Annotated in this window: 21 protein-coding genes and 1 pseudogene; 18 read left to right on the top strand and 4 right to left on the bottom strand. The window is 64.0% G+C overall.

Going from position 1 to position 18765, the window contains the following annotated elements; genetic code table 11:
• Positions 1–7 precede the first annotated feature (7 nt).
• A protein-coding gene (locus VR863_RS00310) for an IS3 family transposase (protein WP_369765956.1) occupies positions 8–1200 on the bottom strand; the annotation gives its coding sequence in 2 pieces (ribosomal slippage) (positions 8–951 and positions 951–1200; 1194 coding nt in all).
• Positions 1201–1285: 85 nt separating this feature from the next.
• Here VR863_RS00310 and VR863_RS14950 point away from each other — a divergent pair.
• Positions 1286–1744, top strand: a pseudogene (locus VR863_RS14950) (DUF8840 domain-containing protein).
• A 363-nt stretch (positions 1745–2107) separates the two neighbouring features.
• Here VR863_RS14950 and VR863_RS00300 read toward each other — a convergent pair.
• The 3 genes from VR863_RS00300 to VR863_RS00290 all read right to left on the bottom strand — a co-directional run bounded on the left by VR863_RS00300 (position 2108) and on the right by VR863_RS00290 (position 3406).
• On the bottom strand, positions 2108–2497 hold the full coding sequence (locus VR863_RS00300) for a hypothetical protein (RefSeq protein WP_196793211.1): 390 nt from the start codon (positions 2495–2497) through the stop codon (positions 2108–2110).
• A gap of 209 nt (positions 2498–2706) precedes the next feature.
• A complete protein-coding gene (locus VR863_RS00295) occupies positions 2707–2922 on the bottom strand; it encodes a helix-turn-helix transcriptional regulator (protein ID WP_063511184.1) in 216 nt (71 codons plus the stop codon).
• Positions 2915–3406 (bottom strand): hypothetical protein, encoded by a 492-nt coding sequence (locus VR863_RS00290; protein ID WP_209198259.1) that lies wholly within the window; start codon positions 3404–3406, stop codon positions 2915–2917. The genes VR863_RS00295 and VR863_RS00290 overlap by 8 nt, the downstream gene beginning before the upstream one ends.
• A gap of 368 nt (positions 3407–3774) precedes the next feature.
• On the opposite strand from VR863_RS00290, the gene VR863_RS00285 reads away from it, so the two are divergent.
• Genes VR863_RS00285 through VR863_RS00205 form a run of 17 tightly spaced genes read left to right on the top strand, consistent with a single transcriptional unit; the run spans position 3775 to position 18765 of the window.
• Entirely contained in the window at positions 3775–4107 is a 333-nt protein-coding gene (locus VR863_RS00285; protein WP_324826477.1) for a hypothetical protein, read from the top strand.
• Positions 4108–4138: 31 nt separating this feature from the next.
• Positions 4139–4426 (top strand): type IV conjugative transfer system protein TraL, encoded by a 288-nt coding sequence (traL, locus tag VR863_RS00280; RefSeq protein ID WP_006834208.1) that lies wholly within the window; start codon positions 4139–4141, stop codon positions 4424–4426.
• A 12-nt stretch (positions 4427–4438) separates the two neighbouring features.
• Positions 4439–5008: a type IV conjugative transfer system protein TraE gene (locus VR863_RS00275; RefSeq protein ID WP_324826476.1), complete on the top strand. Its 570-nt coding sequence runs from the start codon at positions 4439–4441 to the stop codon at positions 5006–5008.
• Positions 5005–5820, top strand: coding sequence for a type-F conjugative transfer system secretin TraK (locus VR863_RS00270; protein ID WP_324826475.1), 816 nt, complete (start codon positions 5005–5007; stop codon positions 5818–5820). Before VR863_RS00275 ends, VR863_RS00270 begins: the two co-directional genes overlap by 4 nt.
• Entirely contained in the window at positions 5820–7136 is a 1317-nt protein-coding gene (locus tag VR863_RS00265) for a TraB/VirB10 family protein (protein WP_324826474.1), read from the top strand. The genes VR863_RS00270 and VR863_RS00265 overlap by 1 nt, the downstream gene beginning before the upstream one ends.
• Entirely contained in the window at positions 7133–8005 is an 873-nt protein-coding gene (locus VR863_RS00260) for a DsbC family protein (protein WP_324826473.1), read from the top strand. Before VR863_RS00265 ends, VR863_RS00260 begins: the two co-directional genes overlap by 4 nt.
• The gene (locus VR863_RS00255) at positions 8002–8574 is read left to right on the top strand and encodes a hypothetical protein (protein ID WP_324826472.1); all 573 of its coding nucleotides are present in this window, start codon (positions 8002–8004) and stop codon (positions 8572–8574) included. Before VR863_RS00260 ends, VR863_RS00255 begins: the two co-directional genes overlap by 4 nt.
• Positions 8571–11114, top strand: coding sequence for a type IV secretion system protein TraC (traC, locus tag VR863_RS00250; protein WP_324826471.1), 2544 nt, complete (start codon positions 8571–8573; stop codon positions 11112–11114). The genes VR863_RS00255 and traC overlap by 4 nt, the downstream gene beginning before the upstream one ends.
• Positions 11111–11491: a hypothetical protein gene (locus VR863_RS00245; protein WP_324826470.1), complete on the top strand. Its 381-nt coding sequence runs from the start codon at positions 11111–11113 to the stop codon at positions 11489–11491. The genes traC and VR863_RS00245 overlap by 4 nt, the downstream gene beginning before the upstream one ends.
• Positions 11484–11870: a TrbI F-type domain-containing protein gene (locus tag VR863_RS00240; RefSeq protein WP_324826469.1), complete on the top strand. Its 387-nt coding sequence runs from the start codon at positions 11484–11486 to the stop codon at positions 11868–11870. Before VR863_RS00245 ends, VR863_RS00240 begins: the two co-directional genes overlap by 8 nt.
• The gene (locus tag VR863_RS00235) at positions 11867–12388 is read left to right on the top strand and encodes a S26 family signal peptidase (protein WP_324826468.1); all 522 of its coding nucleotides are present in this window, start codon (positions 11867–11869) and stop codon (positions 12386–12388) included. The genes VR863_RS00240 and VR863_RS00235 overlap by 4 nt, the downstream gene beginning before the upstream one ends.
• Entirely contained in the window at positions 12385–13023 is a 639-nt protein-coding gene (gene traW, locus VR863_RS00230) for a type-F conjugative transfer system protein TraW (RefSeq protein WP_324826467.1), read from the top strand. Before VR863_RS00235 ends, traW begins: the two co-directional genes overlap by 4 nt.
• The gene (gene traU, locus VR863_RS00225) at positions 13020–14033 is read left to right on the top strand and encodes a conjugal transfer pilus assembly protein TraU (protein WP_324826466.1); all 1014 of its coding nucleotides are present in this window, start codon (positions 13020–13022) and stop codon (positions 14031–14033) included. The genes traW and traU overlap by 4 nt, the downstream gene beginning before the upstream one ends.
• Entirely contained in the window at positions 14030–14782 is a 753-nt protein-coding gene (trbC, locus tag VR863_RS00220; protein WP_324826465.1) for a type-F conjugative transfer system pilin assembly protein TrbC, read from the top strand. Before traU ends, trbC begins: the two co-directional genes overlap by 4 nt.
• Positions 14779–16512, top strand: a complete 1734-nt coding sequence (locus tag VR863_RS00215) for a conjugal transfer protein TraN (protein ID WP_324826464.1) — start codon at positions 14779–14781, stop codon at positions 16510–16512. Before trbC ends, VR863_RS00215 begins: the two co-directional genes overlap by 4 nt.
• Positions 16509–17339, top strand: coding sequence for a conjugal transfer protein TraF (locus VR863_RS00210; RefSeq protein WP_324826463.1), 831 nt, complete (start codon positions 16509–16511; stop codon positions 17337–17339). The genes VR863_RS00215 and VR863_RS00210 overlap by 4 nt, the downstream gene beginning before the upstream one ends.
• A complete protein-coding gene (locus VR863_RS00205; RefSeq protein ID WP_324826462.1) occupies positions 17329–18765 on the top strand; it encodes a conjugal transfer protein TraH in 1437 nt (478 codons plus the stop codon). Before VR863_RS00210 ends, VR863_RS00205 begins: the two co-directional genes overlap by 11 nt.

Below are 18765 nucleotides of genomic sequence, written 5' to 3'. Positions count from 1 at the left end.
TGCCCCATCAGGGTGGTCCACCGGTTAAGTTAGAGTTCCGGCGGTTGGGGTCGCCCTGCTGGGCGGCCTGGAGCGCAGCGTAAGGCAGCATGGCAGGACGAGGCAAGATCGTTTGTGGGGCCGGCGGCTGGTAGCCCAGCGAAGAGTGTGGCCGGACGGTGTTGTAGTGGATACGCCAGCGCTCGATCAGGATGATTGCCTCCTTCAGAGTGTAGAAGATCTCCCCGTTGAGAAGCTCATCCCTGAGCTTGCCGTTGAAGGATTCGTTGTAGCCATTCTCCCATGGTGATCCGGGTTCGATGTAGAGAGTCTTCACACCAATCCGCCAGAGCCAGTCGCGCACGGCATGAGAAGTGAACTCAGCGCCATTATCGCTACGGATGTGATCAGGCGGACCATGGCGTTGGAACAGCTCGGTCAGCACGGCCAGGACATCATCGCTCTTGAGCTTGCGCTGGACATGGATCGCCAGGCACTGGCGGCTGTACTCGTCGATCACGGTAAGCATGCGGAAGGCCTTGCCGTCATGGGTGCGATCCATGACGAAGTCGTAGCTCCACACATGGCCACTATATTGCGGACGCAGCCTCACGCATGATCCATCGTTGAACCACAGACGCCCGCGCTTTGGCTGTCTCTGCGGAACCTTGAGCCCTTCACGGCGCCAGATCCGCTCGACCCGCTTGGCGTTCACCAACCAACTTTCATTGCGCAGCAGCGCCGTGATCCGGCGATAGCCGTAGCGACCATATTGCTGGGCCAGCCGGATGATTGCAGCTGTCAGCGGCTTCTCGTCGGCTGGTGGTGCGGGCAGCTTGCGCTGGGTCGAGCGGTGCTGGGCAACGACCCGGCAGGCACGGCGCTGGCAGATATCTAATGCCTCCTGCACATGGTCGATGGCCAGCCGACGCCGTGAAGGGCTCAGTACTTTCCCTCGACAACCTCCTTCAGGATCAGCGCATCGAGCGTAAGATCAGACACCGCCTTCCTGAGCCGCTGGTTCTCCTTCTTGAGATCCTTCAATCGCCGAGCCTGGCTGACCTTCAGCCCACCGTACTCGCGTCGCCAGCGATAGTAACTCTGCTCCGAAATCCCCAGCGATCGGCTGATCTCCCCGATCTTCTCTCCGTGCGAGAGCCGAACTTCGGCCTCACGCAGTATCCCGATAATCTGTTCCGGCGTGTATCTCTTCCGTGCCATTCATCAGCCCCTTTCAAGCCGTAAATAGCCGAAATCCTAACTCTCAAAACGGACCACTTTTCGGGGGGAAGGTCACCTCTGGCCGATGGGAAGGACGCTGACAGGCTGGAAACCGCAGTTGGGCGGTTGGGGCTTGATCGACCTTAGAAACGCGCAATCGGTCGATCCGTTTTCCCTGGCCTCAGATGAACTCATTGAGGTTACCGACTGGGAACTACTTGATTTTGCAGTTCAAGTTGTCAAGCAATGGCTCCAAAGGAAGGGTTTCGAGATCATGTCCACTCACTCAAATCCCAACGTCGATCCGAACATCTGATTTGTCGGAGACAATGGACCCGAGTGGGTAATCGTACGAGCAGCGCGATATCCAGAAAAGGTGGCTCAGATCCCGAGCAACGTAGAGGCCATCGCTAAGCAATGCGAAGCTCTCAGTCACTTGGGGAATTTCGCATCTTTTGGCTTTGCGTTGGCGGAAAACGTTGAAAGGCCCATCTGGCGGGGACACGCTGCCGATGTCCAATTCGAAGGCATTAAGCCGATCTGATCCGGAAGCTCTCATTGCTCCACGCAGGTGTGCGATCTCTTGAAGAATCATGCGGCCATATTCGTGCTCGGCGGTCGCTTTTGGGGTGTAATATCGCCGCCGCTCTGCGCCAAAACACCAGACGTCCAGACCGGTAACGGCGTGGGCTGTAGACTGGAGTTCGTTCGACCTGAGGCCGGTCGGATTACGACTTCTTACCAGTCGTCGAAACTTTGAATTTTGCTCAGATTGGAAACCTCATTCAAGTGCGTTTCCAAGTGATGGCGTTCCTCATCCCAAACCGCAAACAGATGTTCTGCGCCAGAATTCTCAATGTTGTTTAATTCGAAATCGTACACATCGAGAAACAATTGCTCGTAGTACTTAGAGAGACGATTCTCCATGCTGGTGAATGTCACGTATAGCTGGGCATTCTTCGGCCATTTTTTTGACGTGGCTATCAACGCGAAGCTCAGCAAACCCTTTCCCGACATACACGCATAACATCGTGTAATTGCCATGGTCGTCGCAGGCGTCATAGTCTACCCACAGGTGATAGAGGCCTGTCTGACCACGGAGGAATTTAAGATAGAGCTTGTACGTTATGTTCCCAATACGAAGTTCGTCGTCGACCGGCAGTTCCGCACAAAATGCGCTCTCGTTCACCAACTCATGGGCAGAAATTGGCTGGCTTAGTTCTAAGAGCGCTATTTGATCGAACGCATCGTACTCTTGATTTTGACACGGGAAATCTTGTTCGATGCACTTTGTCATGATCGGCTCGACCTACTCAATATTGTATGTTCCTTAATAGGCGCCGGTGGCTTCCGAAAGCAGCTCGGTTCTTGCAGCGACGAGCGCTCCCAATACTCGAGGGTATCGGGCCGACTGCTTCGATCCGGCGACCGCGCAAAGGATGCCTTTGACTGCCCCTGTCGATGGCACGTCCGCCTCCAACCAGTCAGCTCCAGACCAATAAGCGGTCACTTCAGGCGGTCCGAAATCCAGGCTTCGACTTCTCTTTCCGACCATGCCACGGAATAGCCTCCGAGCTGTACGGGTTTGGGAAACTTGCCCTCGCTCATCCAACGGTAGATCGTCGAACGGCCAAGCCCGACGCGGTGCTGCACTTCGGGCAAGCGAATAAGCCGCGTCACCCGGCGAGACTCCGTCGCTCCTTTGTCGATCTCTTCACCCACGATGGCCTCTTTCGGCACCGGCGAAGACATCGCCAAGCAGCGCGTCCTTACGTTCGAGCTCATCGATGTGATCGGAAAGCAGGCGGGCGACACGGTGTGCCGTGCCCTTGGCCCAACGCGGCTTCACCTCATGAACCTGGTTGCCCAGGACACGTTCGAGCGCCGAGGGCAGTTCGCCGGAAAAGTCCTCGAAGAACTGCGCGAGGTCCGATTGCAGCCACGCAATCGCATGATCGCCGCTGCTGACGAGGAACAGGAGCAGGTGTGCGTGCGGCGCGACGCCGCACGCGGCAAGAATGCGCAAGGCTTCTCCGAGGCTGGCCGAGCGTTCGCCGGCGAGGACCCGGCGCAAGGCATCTTTATGGATCTGCGCGTTGCGCGCGATGTCGCAGCGTGCACGGCCGCTGGCTTCGACGGCAGCCAAAAGCAGCCGGGCAAGGTCGGCGCGAACCTGTTGTTCGGCAAAGAGCGCCATGTTGGTCATCGACGAATCCTTATCTCTGGAGGTGATCGACTCACCGGCTAACCGCGAAGGAAGCCTGTAGGAAAACGAAAAGAACAATTACAGAACATAGAGGAGCCACCGAATCGGCTTCCTTCGGCGATTCGCGCGAATTCCGGTCGTGTTCGCGCATATGGCGGCACGCTCCTCGCCAAACGCGGCACAGTTGGCGCTGATCCGCGATCAACCTGCGCGAATCCCAGCTTGCGCACCTCCAGATGTCGCTTTTTGCTTGGGCAGCAGCCCCAAAATCCAGTTCCCGATTTCCTACAGCCCGGCTCCGGGGAGAGGAAAGAACATACAGCGAACGCATCGTTGGCTGATGTTCAATCCCTCGAAAGGTTCCATCCATGACCACCAAGACTGCCCTTCCGGTCCAACAGCGCACGCCCAACCGTGCACGGGGCCGCGACTACGTTCTTCCCGCCTGCGTGGCACTGGCCTGCGCCGGTGCCGCCTTTGCCGGCGCCGACACCACCTTCGATCCCGCGCTGACCAAGTTCACCGACTTCCTCGAAGGCTCGGGCGGCAAGATCATCACCGTGCTCAGCCTCGCGGGCGGTCTGATCGGTCTCGCCTCCGGGCGCTTCTCACTCGGCCAGGTCGCGGTGCCGGTCGGCGTCGGGATCGGTGTCGGTACCGGCGTTCCGATCGTCACCTCGGTCGTGACCGCGGTCATCTGATCAGCGGATCCGGTCACGACAGGAGGGCGGCATGGCCGACAGGTACCTCGTTCCACGGCGGCTCGACGACCCGGAGCTCATCGGCTTCTGGACCATCGACGAGTTTGCAGGGATCCTTATTCCCTTCGCCTGGGGCATTCTCTCGCAGCATATCTTCATCGGTATCGGCCTGGCCGCCGGGGCCTGGCTTGCCTTGCGGAAGGCAAAGGCACGCGGCGCCGGTTCGGCACTGGTGCATGCTGCGTACTGGTACCTGCCCGGGAGCTTTCTCGGGTTGAAGGCCACGCCGCCCTCCCACTGCCGCCTGTTGGCGGGCTGAAGGAGGCGAACCATGCGAGCAGAATTCGCGCACGAACAGGCGCAGACCTACCTCCGGCAACGCAACCGCTTCGCCGTGCTGGCAGGCGTCCTGGGCCTGACCACGCTGGTCAGCCTCGGCGCCGCGGTCACCCGCGACGAGCAGGTGGTGCTGGTGCCGATTACCGCCGAGCGGATCACCGTTTCGAGCGGCGGGATCGACGCGCCCTATCTCGAGCTCGTCACCCGCGACACGGCGCTGATGCTCCTCAACCGGGCACCCGAAAACCTCGACTACTGGATGGCGAACATCCTGAAGCTCGCCGATCCCGCCGCGCACGGCCGCCTCAAGGCCGAGCTCGTCAGAATCGTCGAGGAACAGCGCGGCTCGGACATCAGCCAGGCCTTCGTGATCGCGGAAATGCATGTCGACCCCAAGGCCCTGACCTCGACCGTCACCGGCACGCTCAAGACCTTCGTCGGCGCGCAAGTGATCGCGAGCCAGCGCCGCTCCTTCCGTTTCCGCTGGTCGAAGCGTGGCCTCAGCCTCGCGCTCGCCGGCTTCGAACAACTTCCCACCGACAAGGAGGAACCCGGCCAATGAGCCTTCTCCCATCTCCCCTCGCTGCCGCGCTTGCCGGAACCGGCCTTGCCTGTTTCGCGATCGGCGCGACAAGGCGCCCTGATCCCGGGCTCAAGCTGACCGGCCTCACCGTGCTCGCCTTCGCGCTCGCCCCTGTCCCGGCGCATGCCGACCAGTTTATCGAGGCCGCCGACGACGCGACCATCGACTGCGAGCTCGCCCGCGGCGAACTCACCCGGATCGCGCTCATCGATGACGGCTTTGCCAATGTCTCGAAGATCGCGAGCGGCTTCCCCTACAACGACTTCCAGGTGACGCACGAGCCGGTGCGCGGAGACATCTATATCTCCGTGCCCCCGCAATTTGCCGCTGCCCGGGTCAGCTTCTTTGCGACCAGCAAGGCGGGCTATGTCTACAAGTTCGCCTGCCGCCTCGGCGGCGAGGAAGCGACCCAGCTCTTCATCACCAATCCCGCGCTCGCTAAAGCCGCGGCTACCGAATGGGAGACCGAGACCGGGCCGGAGGACGCTGCGATCCGCCTGATCGAGGCGATGGCGAGCGATGCCGTCCTGCCCGGATTCACCGCCCGCGCCGAACTGTCTGTTCCGCGCCGCACCGGCGGGATCGAGGTCCAGCTGGTCGCCGAATACCAGGGCGATGAACTCACCGGACAGCGCTTCCTCGTGCGCAACCTCGGCCAGGAGAGCCTTGCGCTTGGCTCCGAGCGCGAGGGTCCCGCAGGCGCGCTCGCCTTTGCCTATGGCCGCGATGCACTCGCTCCCGGTGAAGCGACCAGTGCCTTCCTTGTCTTTGCCAAGGGAGGGCTCGACTGATGGCCGAGGCAACACAGAAGGATGCCGAAAAGAGGCCTCTGCCAGGCTCGCCCGAAGCGCGTGAAAGCGGACGGCGCACCCTCAATTCGCAGATCGCGCAGCGCCAGAAAATGCTGCTCGCCGGGATCGGGGCCATCGCGCTCATCGGCGGCGGGATGTTCATCTTCGGCGGCGACGGCGACGAGGCTGGCACGGATGCCAATGGTGCAGCGACAATCGACACCGGCGGCCTCGTCAATCGCAACCTCTCGCAGCGCGAGTTCGTCGCGAGCTACGGTAACCGGCTCGATGCACAGGGCCGCGCGATCAAGGATCTGCAGCAGGCCCAGCTGCCGCGCCCCGAGATCGAGCAGGAACTCGAAGCCCTGCGCAGCGAGAACGCGCAGATGCGCTCCGACGGCCAGGCGGCGATCGACGCGATCTCGGCCGAGAATGCCAATCTCCGGTCACAGCTCAGCGACGCTGCGAAGGCGCCGGCCGCCGCTCCGCCGCTGCCCCCGCCACCGGCCTATGGTCCCGGCGTCGGCACGGGCGGGGCTGTCCAGCCACCGCAAGGAGCGCCGGAAGCGCAGGGCGGACAGCTCAGCCTGATGAGTTTCAGCCCTGAGCCGGGCAAGGACGGCAAGCCGCGTGCGGCTGAGACTGCGCCAACCTTGCTGCTCGAAGCGAGCCGCGATTACCTTCCGCCCAACAGCTATGCACCGGCAACGGTCATCGTGGGTGTCGATGCGTCGACCGGCGTTGCCAGCCAGAGCGATCCGCTTCCCGTGGTGCTTCGGATCACCGGCCCGGCCCGCTCTGTCATGCGCGGCAACAAGCTCCTCACCACCGACATTACCGGCTGCCTCGTCAATGGCGCGGCGCGCGGCGATCTCTCGGCCGAGAAGGTCTACGTCAAGCTGGTGCGCATGACCTGCGCGCAGCCCGGTGGCCGCTTCGCGGTCAGCGAGGTCAAGGGGTTCATCTCCTTTGCCGGAAAGTCGGGTGTGCGTGGCCGCGTGGTCAGCCGCGAAGGCAGCCTTGTCAGCCAGGCACTGCTGGCCGGGATCGTTGGCGGCTTCGGGCGCGGATTTTCCGCCAACGCCAACGGCATCTTCACCGACCAGGTCGGGGCCAACGGTCAGCGCGAGGCGCTGTCGCCGACCGACATCCTCGGCGGTGGCTTTGGCCAGGGTGCCGGCGAGGCTGCCGACACCGTCAGCCGATACCTCATTGAACGCGCCGAACAATACCAACCTGTCGTCGAGATGCCGACCGGCATCGAGGTCGAGATCGTCTTTCTCGACGGCGTCCACGTCAGGAGCCCCTCCAAATGAACTACAATGACTCGCCGCCAAGCCTGAAGGCCCGCGCCGCTCACCTTGCCCTTGCCCTTTCGAGCGCCGCTGCCGTGCTGACGCTCGGCGTCTCTGCCGTCACCGCGATGCCTGCGAGCGCTGCCGGGATGGCCAGCGATGTCGCGCAGGCACTGAAACTGCGGCTGCCCAAGACTCCGATCGACGCGATCAGTTGCGATACGCTCGGCCCCTGGTGCGAAGTCGTCTCGGGCGACACGCTGTTCTACATCGACGAGACCGCCCGCTACCTGTTCGTGGGCCGACTCTATGACATGGAAGAGCGGCGCGACGTGACCGCCGCCCGCCTGCTTGAACTCAATCCCGACCTGCTCGCGGCCGGTGCGGCGCGCGTAGCCAGCGACGCGCCGGCGGGACGCGACGAAGCGCCTGTCCAGGCAGCCGCCGACCATGTCGACCTCTCGTCGCTTCCGGTTGCCGGCGCGATCCACTGGGGCAACCCCAAGGGCGAACGCCTGGTCGTCTTCTCGGATTTCCAGTGCGGCTACTGCCAACGCCTGACCGCTGAACTCGCCAAGGCCAAGGTTATGATCGAAGAGCGGCCGATCTCGATCTTCGGCGCGGCGAGCCGCAGGATCTCCGAGGCGGTGCTGTGCGCCAAGGACCCGGCAAAGGCGCTCCATGCGGCCTATGCCGGCCAGGCTCCGGCGAGTGCCAAAACCTGTGGGCAAGCCAAGGCGCTCGATGCCAACGAAGCCTTCGCAAAGGCCAACGGGTTTGCCGGAACTCCGGTCATCGTGCGCGCCCGCGATGGGGCGGTGCTTCATGGTTACCGCGACGCCGCGGCGATCCGCCGCTTCGTCGCCGAGGGCAAGGGAGAGGCGCAATGAGCCGGCTCCCGATCCGTCGCGCCGCGGTGCTCGCTGCGCCGCTCCTTTTGGCCAGTGGCTGCGCCAGCCTTGGCGGCAACGTCAAAGGCAGCTTTGCCTGCCGCGCTCCCGAAGGGACCTGCGCGCCCACCTCCGCGATCGATGCCGGGGCGACTGGCATCGAAAAGGCCGACACGTCTGAGGCGCAGCGGACGGTGACCCCGAACGGCGAAGCGGTACGCCGCCTGCAGGTCGTGTTGACGCCCTACCGTGACGCGGCGGGCCGCGACCATGAGGCGCGCGTCGTTCACCTGACACTGCCCGAACAGGCAGGGACAGGCTGGCGCGCCCCGCAGGGCCGCCGCGAAGTCCTGCGCTCGCTGGCATCGACCATTGCCGCGACGCGCGAGGGCAACGCCGCACCCGATTTCCAAGCGACAGACACATTGCCGGAACAGCTGTTCATCCCCTCGCAGCCCGTTCCGGCGATGCCCGGCGCTGACGCGCCGGAACCCGGGGGACCTGGCTCGTTTTCCCCTCCCCGCGAGCCGGTCCCCCACCCTGAAACACAAGAAGGAGAGAGCCAGTGACGCTATCCCTTGCTGCCGCGCGCGACGCACTCTCGCGGGGCCTGTTTGCAGACACAGCTCGGCCTGAGAAGCCGCAGGCGCATTTCGGGCTCGACATGCTCTCGGATTGGCTGCCCTACCGGGTCTATGACGAGGGGGCGAAGCTCTACCGTAACGCCCGCTCGAAGGGCTTCGTGCTCGAAGTCACCCCGCTGATCGGGGCCGACGAACGGACCGGCGAGATCCTCGGGCAGTTCTTCTCCGAAGGCCTGCCGCAGGGCGCCTGCCTCCAGGTCCTGAACTTCGCATCTCCGCGGATCGGCAGCGTTGTCGGCCCCTGGTTCGCTCCGCGCTACGAGCAAGGCGGCATTTACGAGGCCATCGCCAGGGCGCGCACCAGGCGTCTTTACGATCTCGTCTGGAATTCGGGCTCGGCGCATGCGCCCTTCCATGCCCGCAACGTCCGGCTGATCGTCTCGCTCGGCGTGCCGGTGCCCGGCAGCGTGACCGACGCCGAACTCTCCGAATGCCGCGAAGGGCTGATGGGCATGCTCCATTCGCTCGGACTCCACGCGCAAGAGCTGCGTCCGGGCGGATTGCTGGCGCTGATCGACGAGCTCACCTCGCCGACCACCGCGCACGAGTCCGACATCCATGCGTGGAACCCGCACGACACGCTCGATGTCCAGGCGATCCGCCGCGACATCGAGCTCGAGGTCGGCGACGATCGCCTGATCCTCAGGACCGAGCGCTTTCGCGAGACGGGCCGCGACGAAGAGGGCAATCCCGAAGTCGGCGAATGCTATCCCGATCATTTCGACGTGCGGCACTATGCCGTTCGCTCTACCCCTGAGCGCTGGGCGCCTTGGGAATGCGCGCGGCTCATCGGCGACATGTTCACCGACAAACTGCGCTTCCCCTGTCCGACGGCGACCATGCTGTGCCTGGTCTATCCCGACCAGGAAGCCGCCTCGGCGCGCGCGGGCTTCAAGTTCATGCGCACGACCAGCCTCAGCCAGACCAAGAGCGCGCGTTTCTTGCCCAAGCTCGCCGAACAGTCGGCCGAATGGCGCCACGTCCAGGCCGAACTCCAGGCCGGCAAGAAGCTCGTCAAGCTGTTCTACGGGCTTACCAGCATCTCGCCGCTCGGCCAGGGCGACGCGCACGAACGCATCATCAAGGCGATCTACAAGGCAGCGGGCTGGGACCTTGCCGACGAGCGCTTCCTCCAGCTGCAGGGCCTCGTTGCTGCGTTTCCCCTGAGCCTCGCCGATGGCCTCGCCGACGACATGGCGCGGTTGAAGCGCCTCAAGACCATGCTCTCGACGACGGCAGCGCATATCGCGCCGATGCAGGGGGAATATCTTGGCGGCGTGATCCCGCACCTCCTGCTCGTTGGCCGCCGCGGCCAGCCCTTCTGGTGGTCACCGTTCGAAAACTCTGCCGGCAATCACAATATCGCGATCTGCGGCAAGTCGGGCTCAGGCAAGTCAGTGCTGCTGCAGGAACTCTGCGCCGCCCTGCGCGGCGCAGGCGCCAAGGTCGTGGTGATCGACGACGGGCGCAGCTTCGAGCATTCGGTCAAGCTGCAGGGCGGACGCTTCGTCGAGTTCACGCTCGCCTCCGGCTTCTCGCTCAATCCCTTCTCGATGGTCGACGATGCCCGCGCGCACGAAGACGAAGACTACCGTCTCGACTGCTTTGCCATGATCAAGGCGATCGTCGGCCAGATGGCGCGTCCCGGCACCGCGCCGAGCGATACCGAACGCGGCCTTATCGACCGGGCGGTGAACGCGACCTGGGAGGCACTCGGCAGCGGCGCATCGGTCGATGATGTCGCGCATGCGCTCCATGGATCGGAAAGCGAAGCCGGCCGCGATCTCGCCACCGCGATTGCGCCCTTCTGCCGCGGCGGCAGCTACGGGGGGTTCTTTGCAGGCAAGGCGAGCTTTGCACTCGACGATGATTTTACCGTCTTCGAGATGAGCGATCTCGCGTCCCGTGAGGAACTGCGCAGCGTCGTCCTCTCGGCGATCATGTTCATGACCAGCCAGGCGATGACGCGCTCGTCGCGAGCAACCAAGAAGCTGCTGCTGATCGACGAGGCCTGGGCCATGCTCAAGGGCGGGTCGATGGGCGAGTTTGTCGAGACCTATGCCCGCACCGCGCGCAAATATGGCGGCGCGCTCGCGACCGCGACCCAGTCCCTCAATGACTATTACAAGTCCGATGGCGCGCGCGCCGCGCTCGAGAACAGCGACTGGATGCTGGTGCTTCAGCAGAAGGCCGAGACGATCGCCGATTTCAGGGCGAACGCGCGGCTCGACATGGACGACCGTACCGAAACGCTGATCCGCAGCCTCAAGCGTTCGGGGACCGAGTACAGCGAGGTCTTCATCAAGGGTCCCGAGACCGAGGCGGTCGGCCGGCTCGTGCTCGATCCCTTCTCGGCGACAATCTACTCCTCCGATCCCGACACCTATGCCGCGATCCAGGACTGCGAGCGGCGCGGGCACAGCCTCGCCGATGCCATCCGCATCGTGGCGGGAGGCGGGCAATGATGGTCTCGCATCTCGCCGACCGGACCCCTCCGGCCAATCTCCGCAGCCTGATGCCAGTCCTGCAAGGGACCTGCTTCGTCCTCATCGAGACCGCACGCTTTGCCGTAACTTCGCTCCTGATCGTGCTGGGATTGCCGCTCGCGCTGTTCCTGTTCGTTGCAGGCTGGGACCTTGCCGGCCTCTTCACCCAGCTCGCCAATCTGTCGGACCGCTACCTCGAGGCGGGTGCCATGCGCCGCAGCCTTTTCAGCCAGGACCTCAAGGGCTGCTTCCTCGTGCTGACAGGCGCGATCACGCTGCTTCGCATGCCGCGCTTCCTCAGGCGGCTCGCGGCCGATCTCGACAACCATCCGGCCCGGGAGGAAAACCGTGACTGACACGCGCAGATTACCATCCTTCAATCGTCCGCTCTTGCTGAGAGTTCTTGGCGTGCTCGCGCTCGTGGCCGCACTGCTCTGGGCGGCCTGGGTCAGCCGCGAGCTGATCGAGCCGCGCCAGCAGATCGTCACTGTCCGGCTTGCCGAGACCATCGCGGGTTTCGTCGATGCTGAAGCGCGCGAGCAACAGGATCCCGAAGCCAGCCAGGCGCGCGTGCTCGCTTTCCTCCAGGCCTCCGAACGCGCCGTTGCAGAAATGGGCACCGATGGCCGCGTGGTGCTGGTCGGCGAAGCGGTGCTCGCGGGCGATGCTCCCGATGCTACCGATGAACTGCGCGCACGGATCGTTCGCCAACTTGAGCAGGGAGGCGGTCAGTGACGCACTTTGCCTCTCGCCTTGTTCGCACGATCAAACGGCCCTTGGTCCTGACCGCGCTGGTGTTGTTGCCGCTCGGATGGGGCGCGGTCGACGCCTTCGCGAAAGACCATGCCTTCCTCATCAATGCCAGCCCGAGCCTGCCCAACTGGGCTTTCTGGCTGGACAAGCACGCGCGGATCGGGCGCGGCAGCCTGATCTTCTTCGAGCCGCCGCCAAGCAGACTCGTCGAAGTGCATTTCGGGAAAGGCGCGCAGCTCTTCGGCAAACGGGTGCTCGGCGTGCCGGGCGATGTCGTGAGCCACCGCGGTCACGAGGTCTTCATCAATGGCCGCAAGATTGCCGCGCGGCTCGATGAGACTCGTCTCGGCATTGCGCTACACGAAGGCCCCGAAGGACCGATCCCCGACGGCTGCTTCTACACCGGGACCAGCCATCCCCGCGGTCTCGACAGCCGCTACGCCGAGATCGGCTTCGTCTGCCGCGGCCAGATCCTTGGCAGCGGGAGGGCGATCCTGTGAGCAAGCTCATCCTCCCTGCAGCCCTGCTTCCAGTCCTGCTCTGCCCTGCCGAGGTACTGGCGCGTGACTTTGGCCAGCGCGGCACGGTGTTTCCCGTGATCGAGCGCGACCTCCTCGAGCAGATCCATTCGCGCCTGACGCAGATGGAACGTTCGGGCGAGACCGCGCGGCTCAATGAAGACCTGAAGCGCCGCACGATCGCGCGGGTGAACCGGCCCGACCCCGTCGCCGGGATAGTCCGGGCCAGCGAAGCCCGGCGCTGGCACTTCGATCCGACGATCACGCTCGCTGCCGATATCCGCGGCGCAAAAGGCGAGCTGATCCATGCCGCTGGCACGAGGGTCAATCCGCTCGACAGCGTCGGCCTTCGCGCTGATCTTCTGTTCCTCGACGGCGACGATCCCGACCAGCTCGCCTGGGCGCTGAAACAGGACGCCAATGCCAAGCTGATCCTGGTAAAGGGCGCGCCGCTCGAGCTGATGAAGGCTCGCCAGCGCCGCTTCTATTTCGACCAGGGCGGCAAGCTCACGGAAAGGTTCGGGATCAGGTCGGTGCCCGCACGCGTGCGCCAGCAGGGCCGCCTGCTCGAGCTCAGCGAAATCGCGCTGCCACCGAAAAGGAAGCCCGCCCAATGACACGCTTACGAAAATTGGCACTCTTGCTGGCGGCTGTTCTTGGTCTCGCGACCGCGACGCCCGCCATGGCCGATGCCGGTCCCGGCCGCTGCACCGGCAGCTTTGTGAACCCGATCACCGACATCTGCTGGTCGTGCCTGTTCCCGATCTCGATCGGCGGGCTGGACATCTGGCCGTCGAGCCGGCCCGATCCCGACAACCCCGATCTGCCGGTGTGCCTGTGCGGTCTGAGGCCCGGGATCGCGATGGGCTTCTGGGAGCCGGTGCGGCTTGCCGATGTCAGCATGAAGCCGTGGTGCTTCGTCAACCTCGGCGGCATGAAACTCGATCCCGGTTTCGATATTGGCTTCCGCTCGATCTCGGGTCCCTCGGCGGTAGGCGGCGCGAGCCAGTATTATTCGAGCTGGCATGTCCACTGGTATGCCTATCCGCTGATCTACTGGATGGAGATCGTCGCCGATTTCCTGTGCCTGGAATCGGGCTCGATCGACATTCTCTACATCTCCGAAATCGATCCGCTGTGGCAGGATTCCGAGCTCACCGCGATCATCAACCCCGAGGCCGTGCTCTTCGCCAACCCGCTGGCGCTCGCCGCCTGTGCGGCCGACTGCGTCGCCTCGACCGCGAAGCTGCCGATCGACGAGATGTTCTGGTGCGCGGGCTGCCAGGGGTCGATGTACCCGATGAACGGCAATGTCTCGGCCTCCATCGGGCACGTCCAGGCTTCGCGGCTTGTGCTTTCGCGCTTTGCCTACAAGCTCCACCGCGAACTCGTCTCGTGGGGAACGATGGGGTCCAAGGGCCTGTGCGGCAAATATTTGATGCCGGTGATGCGCAAGCAGCAATACCGTTTCCAGGCCACCAACCCCAACCCGGCGACCTCGGGCCGTTACGCCTGCCCGCCCATCGGTGCCTCCACCACCTTTCAAGTCGCAGGACAGGTCATCCCCGCCATCGGCGAAGACATGGGATACCTCGTCTGGCGCAAGCGGAACTGCTGCGCGCTATGAACAAGTACCTCTTCCTTTTGTCCGTCGGCCTTGCCGTCACCCTCGGTGGCCTCGCTCTCGCCCAGAGCGCGCCCGAAGGCATCGACCTCGAAGCGATCCGCGAGCGTGCGGCCGAACATGCCGATGATGCGCAGGCGCTCAGCACCAATGTCCGCCAACGCGCCGAGGCACTGACCGAGGACGCACAGGCCATCCAAACCCAAGCGCAGGCCAATCGCGCAGCCTATGCCGACAGCATCGAGGCAATCGAGACCGACGCCGTCCTCGACTTCGACGCGATGATCGCAGGGCAAGCCGCCGCCGAGAAGGCATCGCTCGGGGGAGCCCCGCGCTTCATTGCCTTTGCCAGCCTGTCGATGCCGCCCGAGGCGCTGAAAGCACTGGTCCACGACATGACCAAGGCGGGCGGCGTCACCGTGCTGCGCGGCTTCCCGCAAGGAAACAGCGAGGCGTTCAAAAAGCGCCTTGCTGCGATCTGGAGCAACCGCGACGCGGCCGGTTCGCTCGGCATCGATCCGCGGCTGTTCCGTGCCTTCAACATCGAGGCCGCGCCGAGCTTCGTCATGCTGAGCACCGAGTTCAGCCCATGCGACGGGTTCGATTGCACCAGTGAAGTGCCGCCGCACGACCGCATCGCCGGGAACATCAGCGTGGGCGAAGTCCTCGAGACCTTTGCCTCGGGCAAGGGTCCGGGTGCCGAGCTTGCCCGCCTCCATCTGCGCCAGCTCACCAGGGAGGAACGGCCATGACCGGCAAAACCCTCGCCAGTCTCTTCGCCGCTATCATCACCTTGACCTGCGCGTCGTCACTTCACGCTCAGAACCGCGATAAAGCCCGGGCTGACGGCAAGGACTTTGCCACCGAGCTGCTGGGCGAAGCGCGCGATGCCGCAACGACCAATCCCGACGCAGCGCGCGTTCCCAATTTCGATCCGCAGGCGACGCGCGACCTGCAGGATTTATCGCGCGATCCCGACCAGATCGAGGCTCGCGGGCGGAGTGCCGCGACGACCAGCACGCCGATGCGAACCATCCGCGACAGCATGGCCAATCGCGCACGGTTCGAGCCGAACGAGATCGAGGAGGTGATCGCGCGCAGTCTCGCGATCAACGAGACGCCGCTCGACTACACCAGCGGCATGGCAATTTCGGGCAGCCAAGGGGCCTGCGTTCCGCTGCCGCCTGGCTCGGGGTCAGCGGGCACTTATACGGCGACCTGCAATACGGGGACACGGATCGACCAGTCGGTTGGCCAATGCACGGTGCCGCTCGTGGCCACGGTCAGCCAGCAACTGCAGTATCATTACCTTTGCAGCCCATTGGGCAGCTTCAACCTGTCAGGTGAGCCGGATTGCGAAGAGTTCTCGGGCGCTCTTTGCCGGGTGACCGGACACCGGGACGGTCCTTGCTTGCAGTGGGGTTGGTCCGGCGGTCGCAAGTGGTGCACCGAGCCCGGTGATCCGCTTACCGAACTGACCTGCGACGAACAGGTCGCAGGTCAGACGCCCTACCGCATAACCGCCGCGACAACCGTCACGACGACCCCGGACGAAAGCCAATGCACAGGTTTCGCGGGCAATAGCGATTGCACGCTGGACGCCGAAATCTGCACCGATACCGATCCGCAGACCCGCGTGGTCGACGGCGTCTCTGTCACCAGGCCCTGCTGGGAATGGCAACGCAGCTACACCTGCATCGCGCGCGAAGCGGCGACCGACTGCTCCGACATCGAAAGCCAGGGAACCTGCCGCTTTGTCCGCGAGGAATGCCTCACTGACGAAACTCCCTGCGAGACCTGGGAGCGCATCTACGAGTGCCCGCTTCCCGGGAACGACAGCTCCACCCAGTATGTCTGCGACGGCGATGTCTATTGCATCGATGGCAGCTGCGAGACGATCGAGCGCACCGCGAACGACGAGTTCAAGGATGCTGTCACCGCGCTCCATGCGATGGACGAGGCCCGCGGCCAGTTCGATCCCGAGACGCTGACGCTGTTCCGCGGCACGCGCAACACCTGCTCCTCCAAGGTTTTCGGCGTGCTCAACTGCTGCAAGGGCAAGGGTTTCCCGCTCATCCCCGGCATCAGCCTCTTGGTCGCGCTCGGCTGCAACCGCGAGGAAGTGCTGCTCCACGAACGCGATGCGCAAGGGCTGTGCGCCTATGTGGGGACCTATTGCTCGGACAAGTTCCTCGGCGTCTGCCTGACCAAGAAGAAGGTCTACTGCTGTTTCGAGAGCAAGCTCTCGCGGATCCTGCAGGAACAGGGCCGCCGCCAACTGCCCAAGCCCTGGGACAAGCCCAAGGAAGAGCAGTGCGAGGGGTTCACGCTCGACGAATTCGCCCGGCTCGACCTCAGCCAGATGGATTTCAGCGAGGTCTATGCCGAGTTCACCGAGGCTGCGCGGCTTCCCGACGAGCTCGAGACCAGCATCCTCATCCAGCAGAAAATCGAGGACTATTACGCAAGGAGTGGCCAATGACGCGCCGCCAATCACCGCCAGTGCTGGCCCTCCCAGCACTGGCCATGTGCCTCGCTGCACTGCTTCCCGTTCGGGCAGTTGCCCAGGAAGCGCGCCAGGCAGAGCCAGCTGCCTCGGCAGACATCCTCTACTGCGAGCAGCGCAGGCTCGGCTACTGGTTCTATTGCGTAAAGCCGGTGCCGGCAGAGGAGCCGCAGATGGCGCAGCCTCCGGCCCAGGTAACCGCCACGCAAGAACTCGACGCGGTTACGGGAGAACTGCGCGAACTCAAAGCGCGCGCGATCCTCTATCCGACGCCGGAAAACGTAACCGCCTATATCCGCTTCCAGCGTGCCCAGCTCGACCGGGCTTCGCTGTTCTCCGATGTCTGGCAGCGCGCGATCTGGCAGGATCCCGAGCTCGACTACACGCTAGAACGACCGGTCGGCGCGCTCGCCAAGAAGCAATGGCAGGACGCGCGCGCTGCCGACCGCGACGCGGTGATGGCCAGGCTCTCCGAACGCTATGGACTGTTCTACTTCTTCGCCCAGACCTGCGGCGCCTGCGAAGTGATGAGCCCGATCGTGCGCTCGGTGGCCGACCGCTGGCATATCACGGTCCGGGCGATCTCGACCGATGGCGGACCGTCCCGGCACTTCCCCGACTACAAGGTCGAAAGTGGGCAGCGGCCGCGCATGGGGCTCGAACCCGGCATTACCCCGGCGCTCGTACTGTGGGACAGCGTGGCCAGGCGCCCGATCCCGATCGGATATGGCGTGCTTTCGGCCGACGAGCTGCAGGACCGCATCTACCTCCTCACCTCGAAGGAAGCCGGACATGATTACTAGCATTCGCAATGCGACGCTCAGCATAGCTGCTGCCAGCATGGTCGCGTCGCCTGTCGCCGCAAATGTCGGCGACAGCATGGACCGTTTCATGGACGACATGGGCGCGGCGGCCAATGTCACTGGGCCGAGCGCGTTCGAAGGCCAGTCGGCGGGCTACTACAGCCTTGGAAACGTCTGGACGCGCTTCCCGCAGAAGACGACCAACATCGCCAATCTCCAGCTGCCGCGTGCCCGCGCTGGTTGCGGCGGTATCGATATCTTCGCCGGGTCCTTCTCCTTCATCAACGCGAGCGAGATGGTCGCGCTCTTGAAGGCCGTCGCGAACAATGCGGTGGGGTTCGCCTTCAGCCTCGCGATCGATACCGTCTGCCCCGAGTGCTCGAAGATCATGCAGGAGTTCAGCCAGAAGGCGCAGCTCATGAACAATCTCTCGATCAACTCCTGCGAGATGGCGCAGGGGCTGGTCGGCGGCGTCTGGCCCAAGGGTGATCTCGCCGACAAGGCGATCTGCGAAGCGATCGGCAATTCCGAAGGTATCTTTACCGACTATGCCGCCGCCAAACACGGCTGCGGGACGCGCGGCCAGCGCGCCTCGACCAATGAGGGTGCCGGCGCCGACTATGCCGACGTCAATCCCGGTGTGCCGCGCAATTACACCTGGCATGTCCTTAAGCAGAGCGCCTTCTTCAACCCCGGTGGCACATTCGACCGCGATCTTGCCGAGTATGCGATGACGCTCATCGGCACGGTGATCTATGTGCCGCCCCGCGACGACGAGCCGGGCAAGTTCGTGCCTTTCGCCGGCGACGCCTCCTCGACGCTTGTCACTGCGCTGCTCGACGGGACACAGGGCCAATCGGTGCGGGTGTTGCAGTGCGACGAGCCCGACCAGTGCCTCAACCCCACTTTCCAGCAGATGAGCTTGTCGAGCGCAGAGGCTATCCGGCCGCGCGTTGCCCGGCTCATCGGCAGCATGGTCGAGGCCATTCGCAGCGATACCGCGATCGGCGACGAGGAGAAGGAGCTGCTTCAGGTGGCATCGGTGCCGCTCTACAAGATACTCACCGTTCAGGCGGCCTATGGTCGCGGGATGGCAACCGACGACCGCGACACGCTGGCCGAGATCGCCAGCATCGATCTCCTCTATGCCATCCTCGAACGCATCACCGCAGAGGCCGGACGCTCGATGGCGAGCTTCATTGCGGCCGATGAAGCGAAACTCGCGATTTGGCGCGCTCAGGTCGCCGAGGTGCGATCGAGCCTCGCCAAGCGGCAAGCGACCGGACAGGCGCGGGTCTCCGCGATCATGCAGATCATCGAGAAGACCGCGATGATCGAGAACATGCTCGCCGCCTCGATGTCGCCGTCGATGGCCGCCGCGCTCGACTGGTCGCGCGGGATGCAGTCCCGCTCCATCGTTCCATAA

The sequence above is a fragment of the Qipengyuania zhejiangensis genome (genome assembly GCF_035607565.1).
GTDB lineage: Bacteria > Pseudomonadota > Alphaproteobacteria > Sphingomonadales > Sphingomonadaceae > Qipengyuania > Qipengyuania zhejiangensis.
Note: the sequence above shows the minus strand (reverse complement) of the source record. Positions and strands in the feature narration are given on the sequence as shown.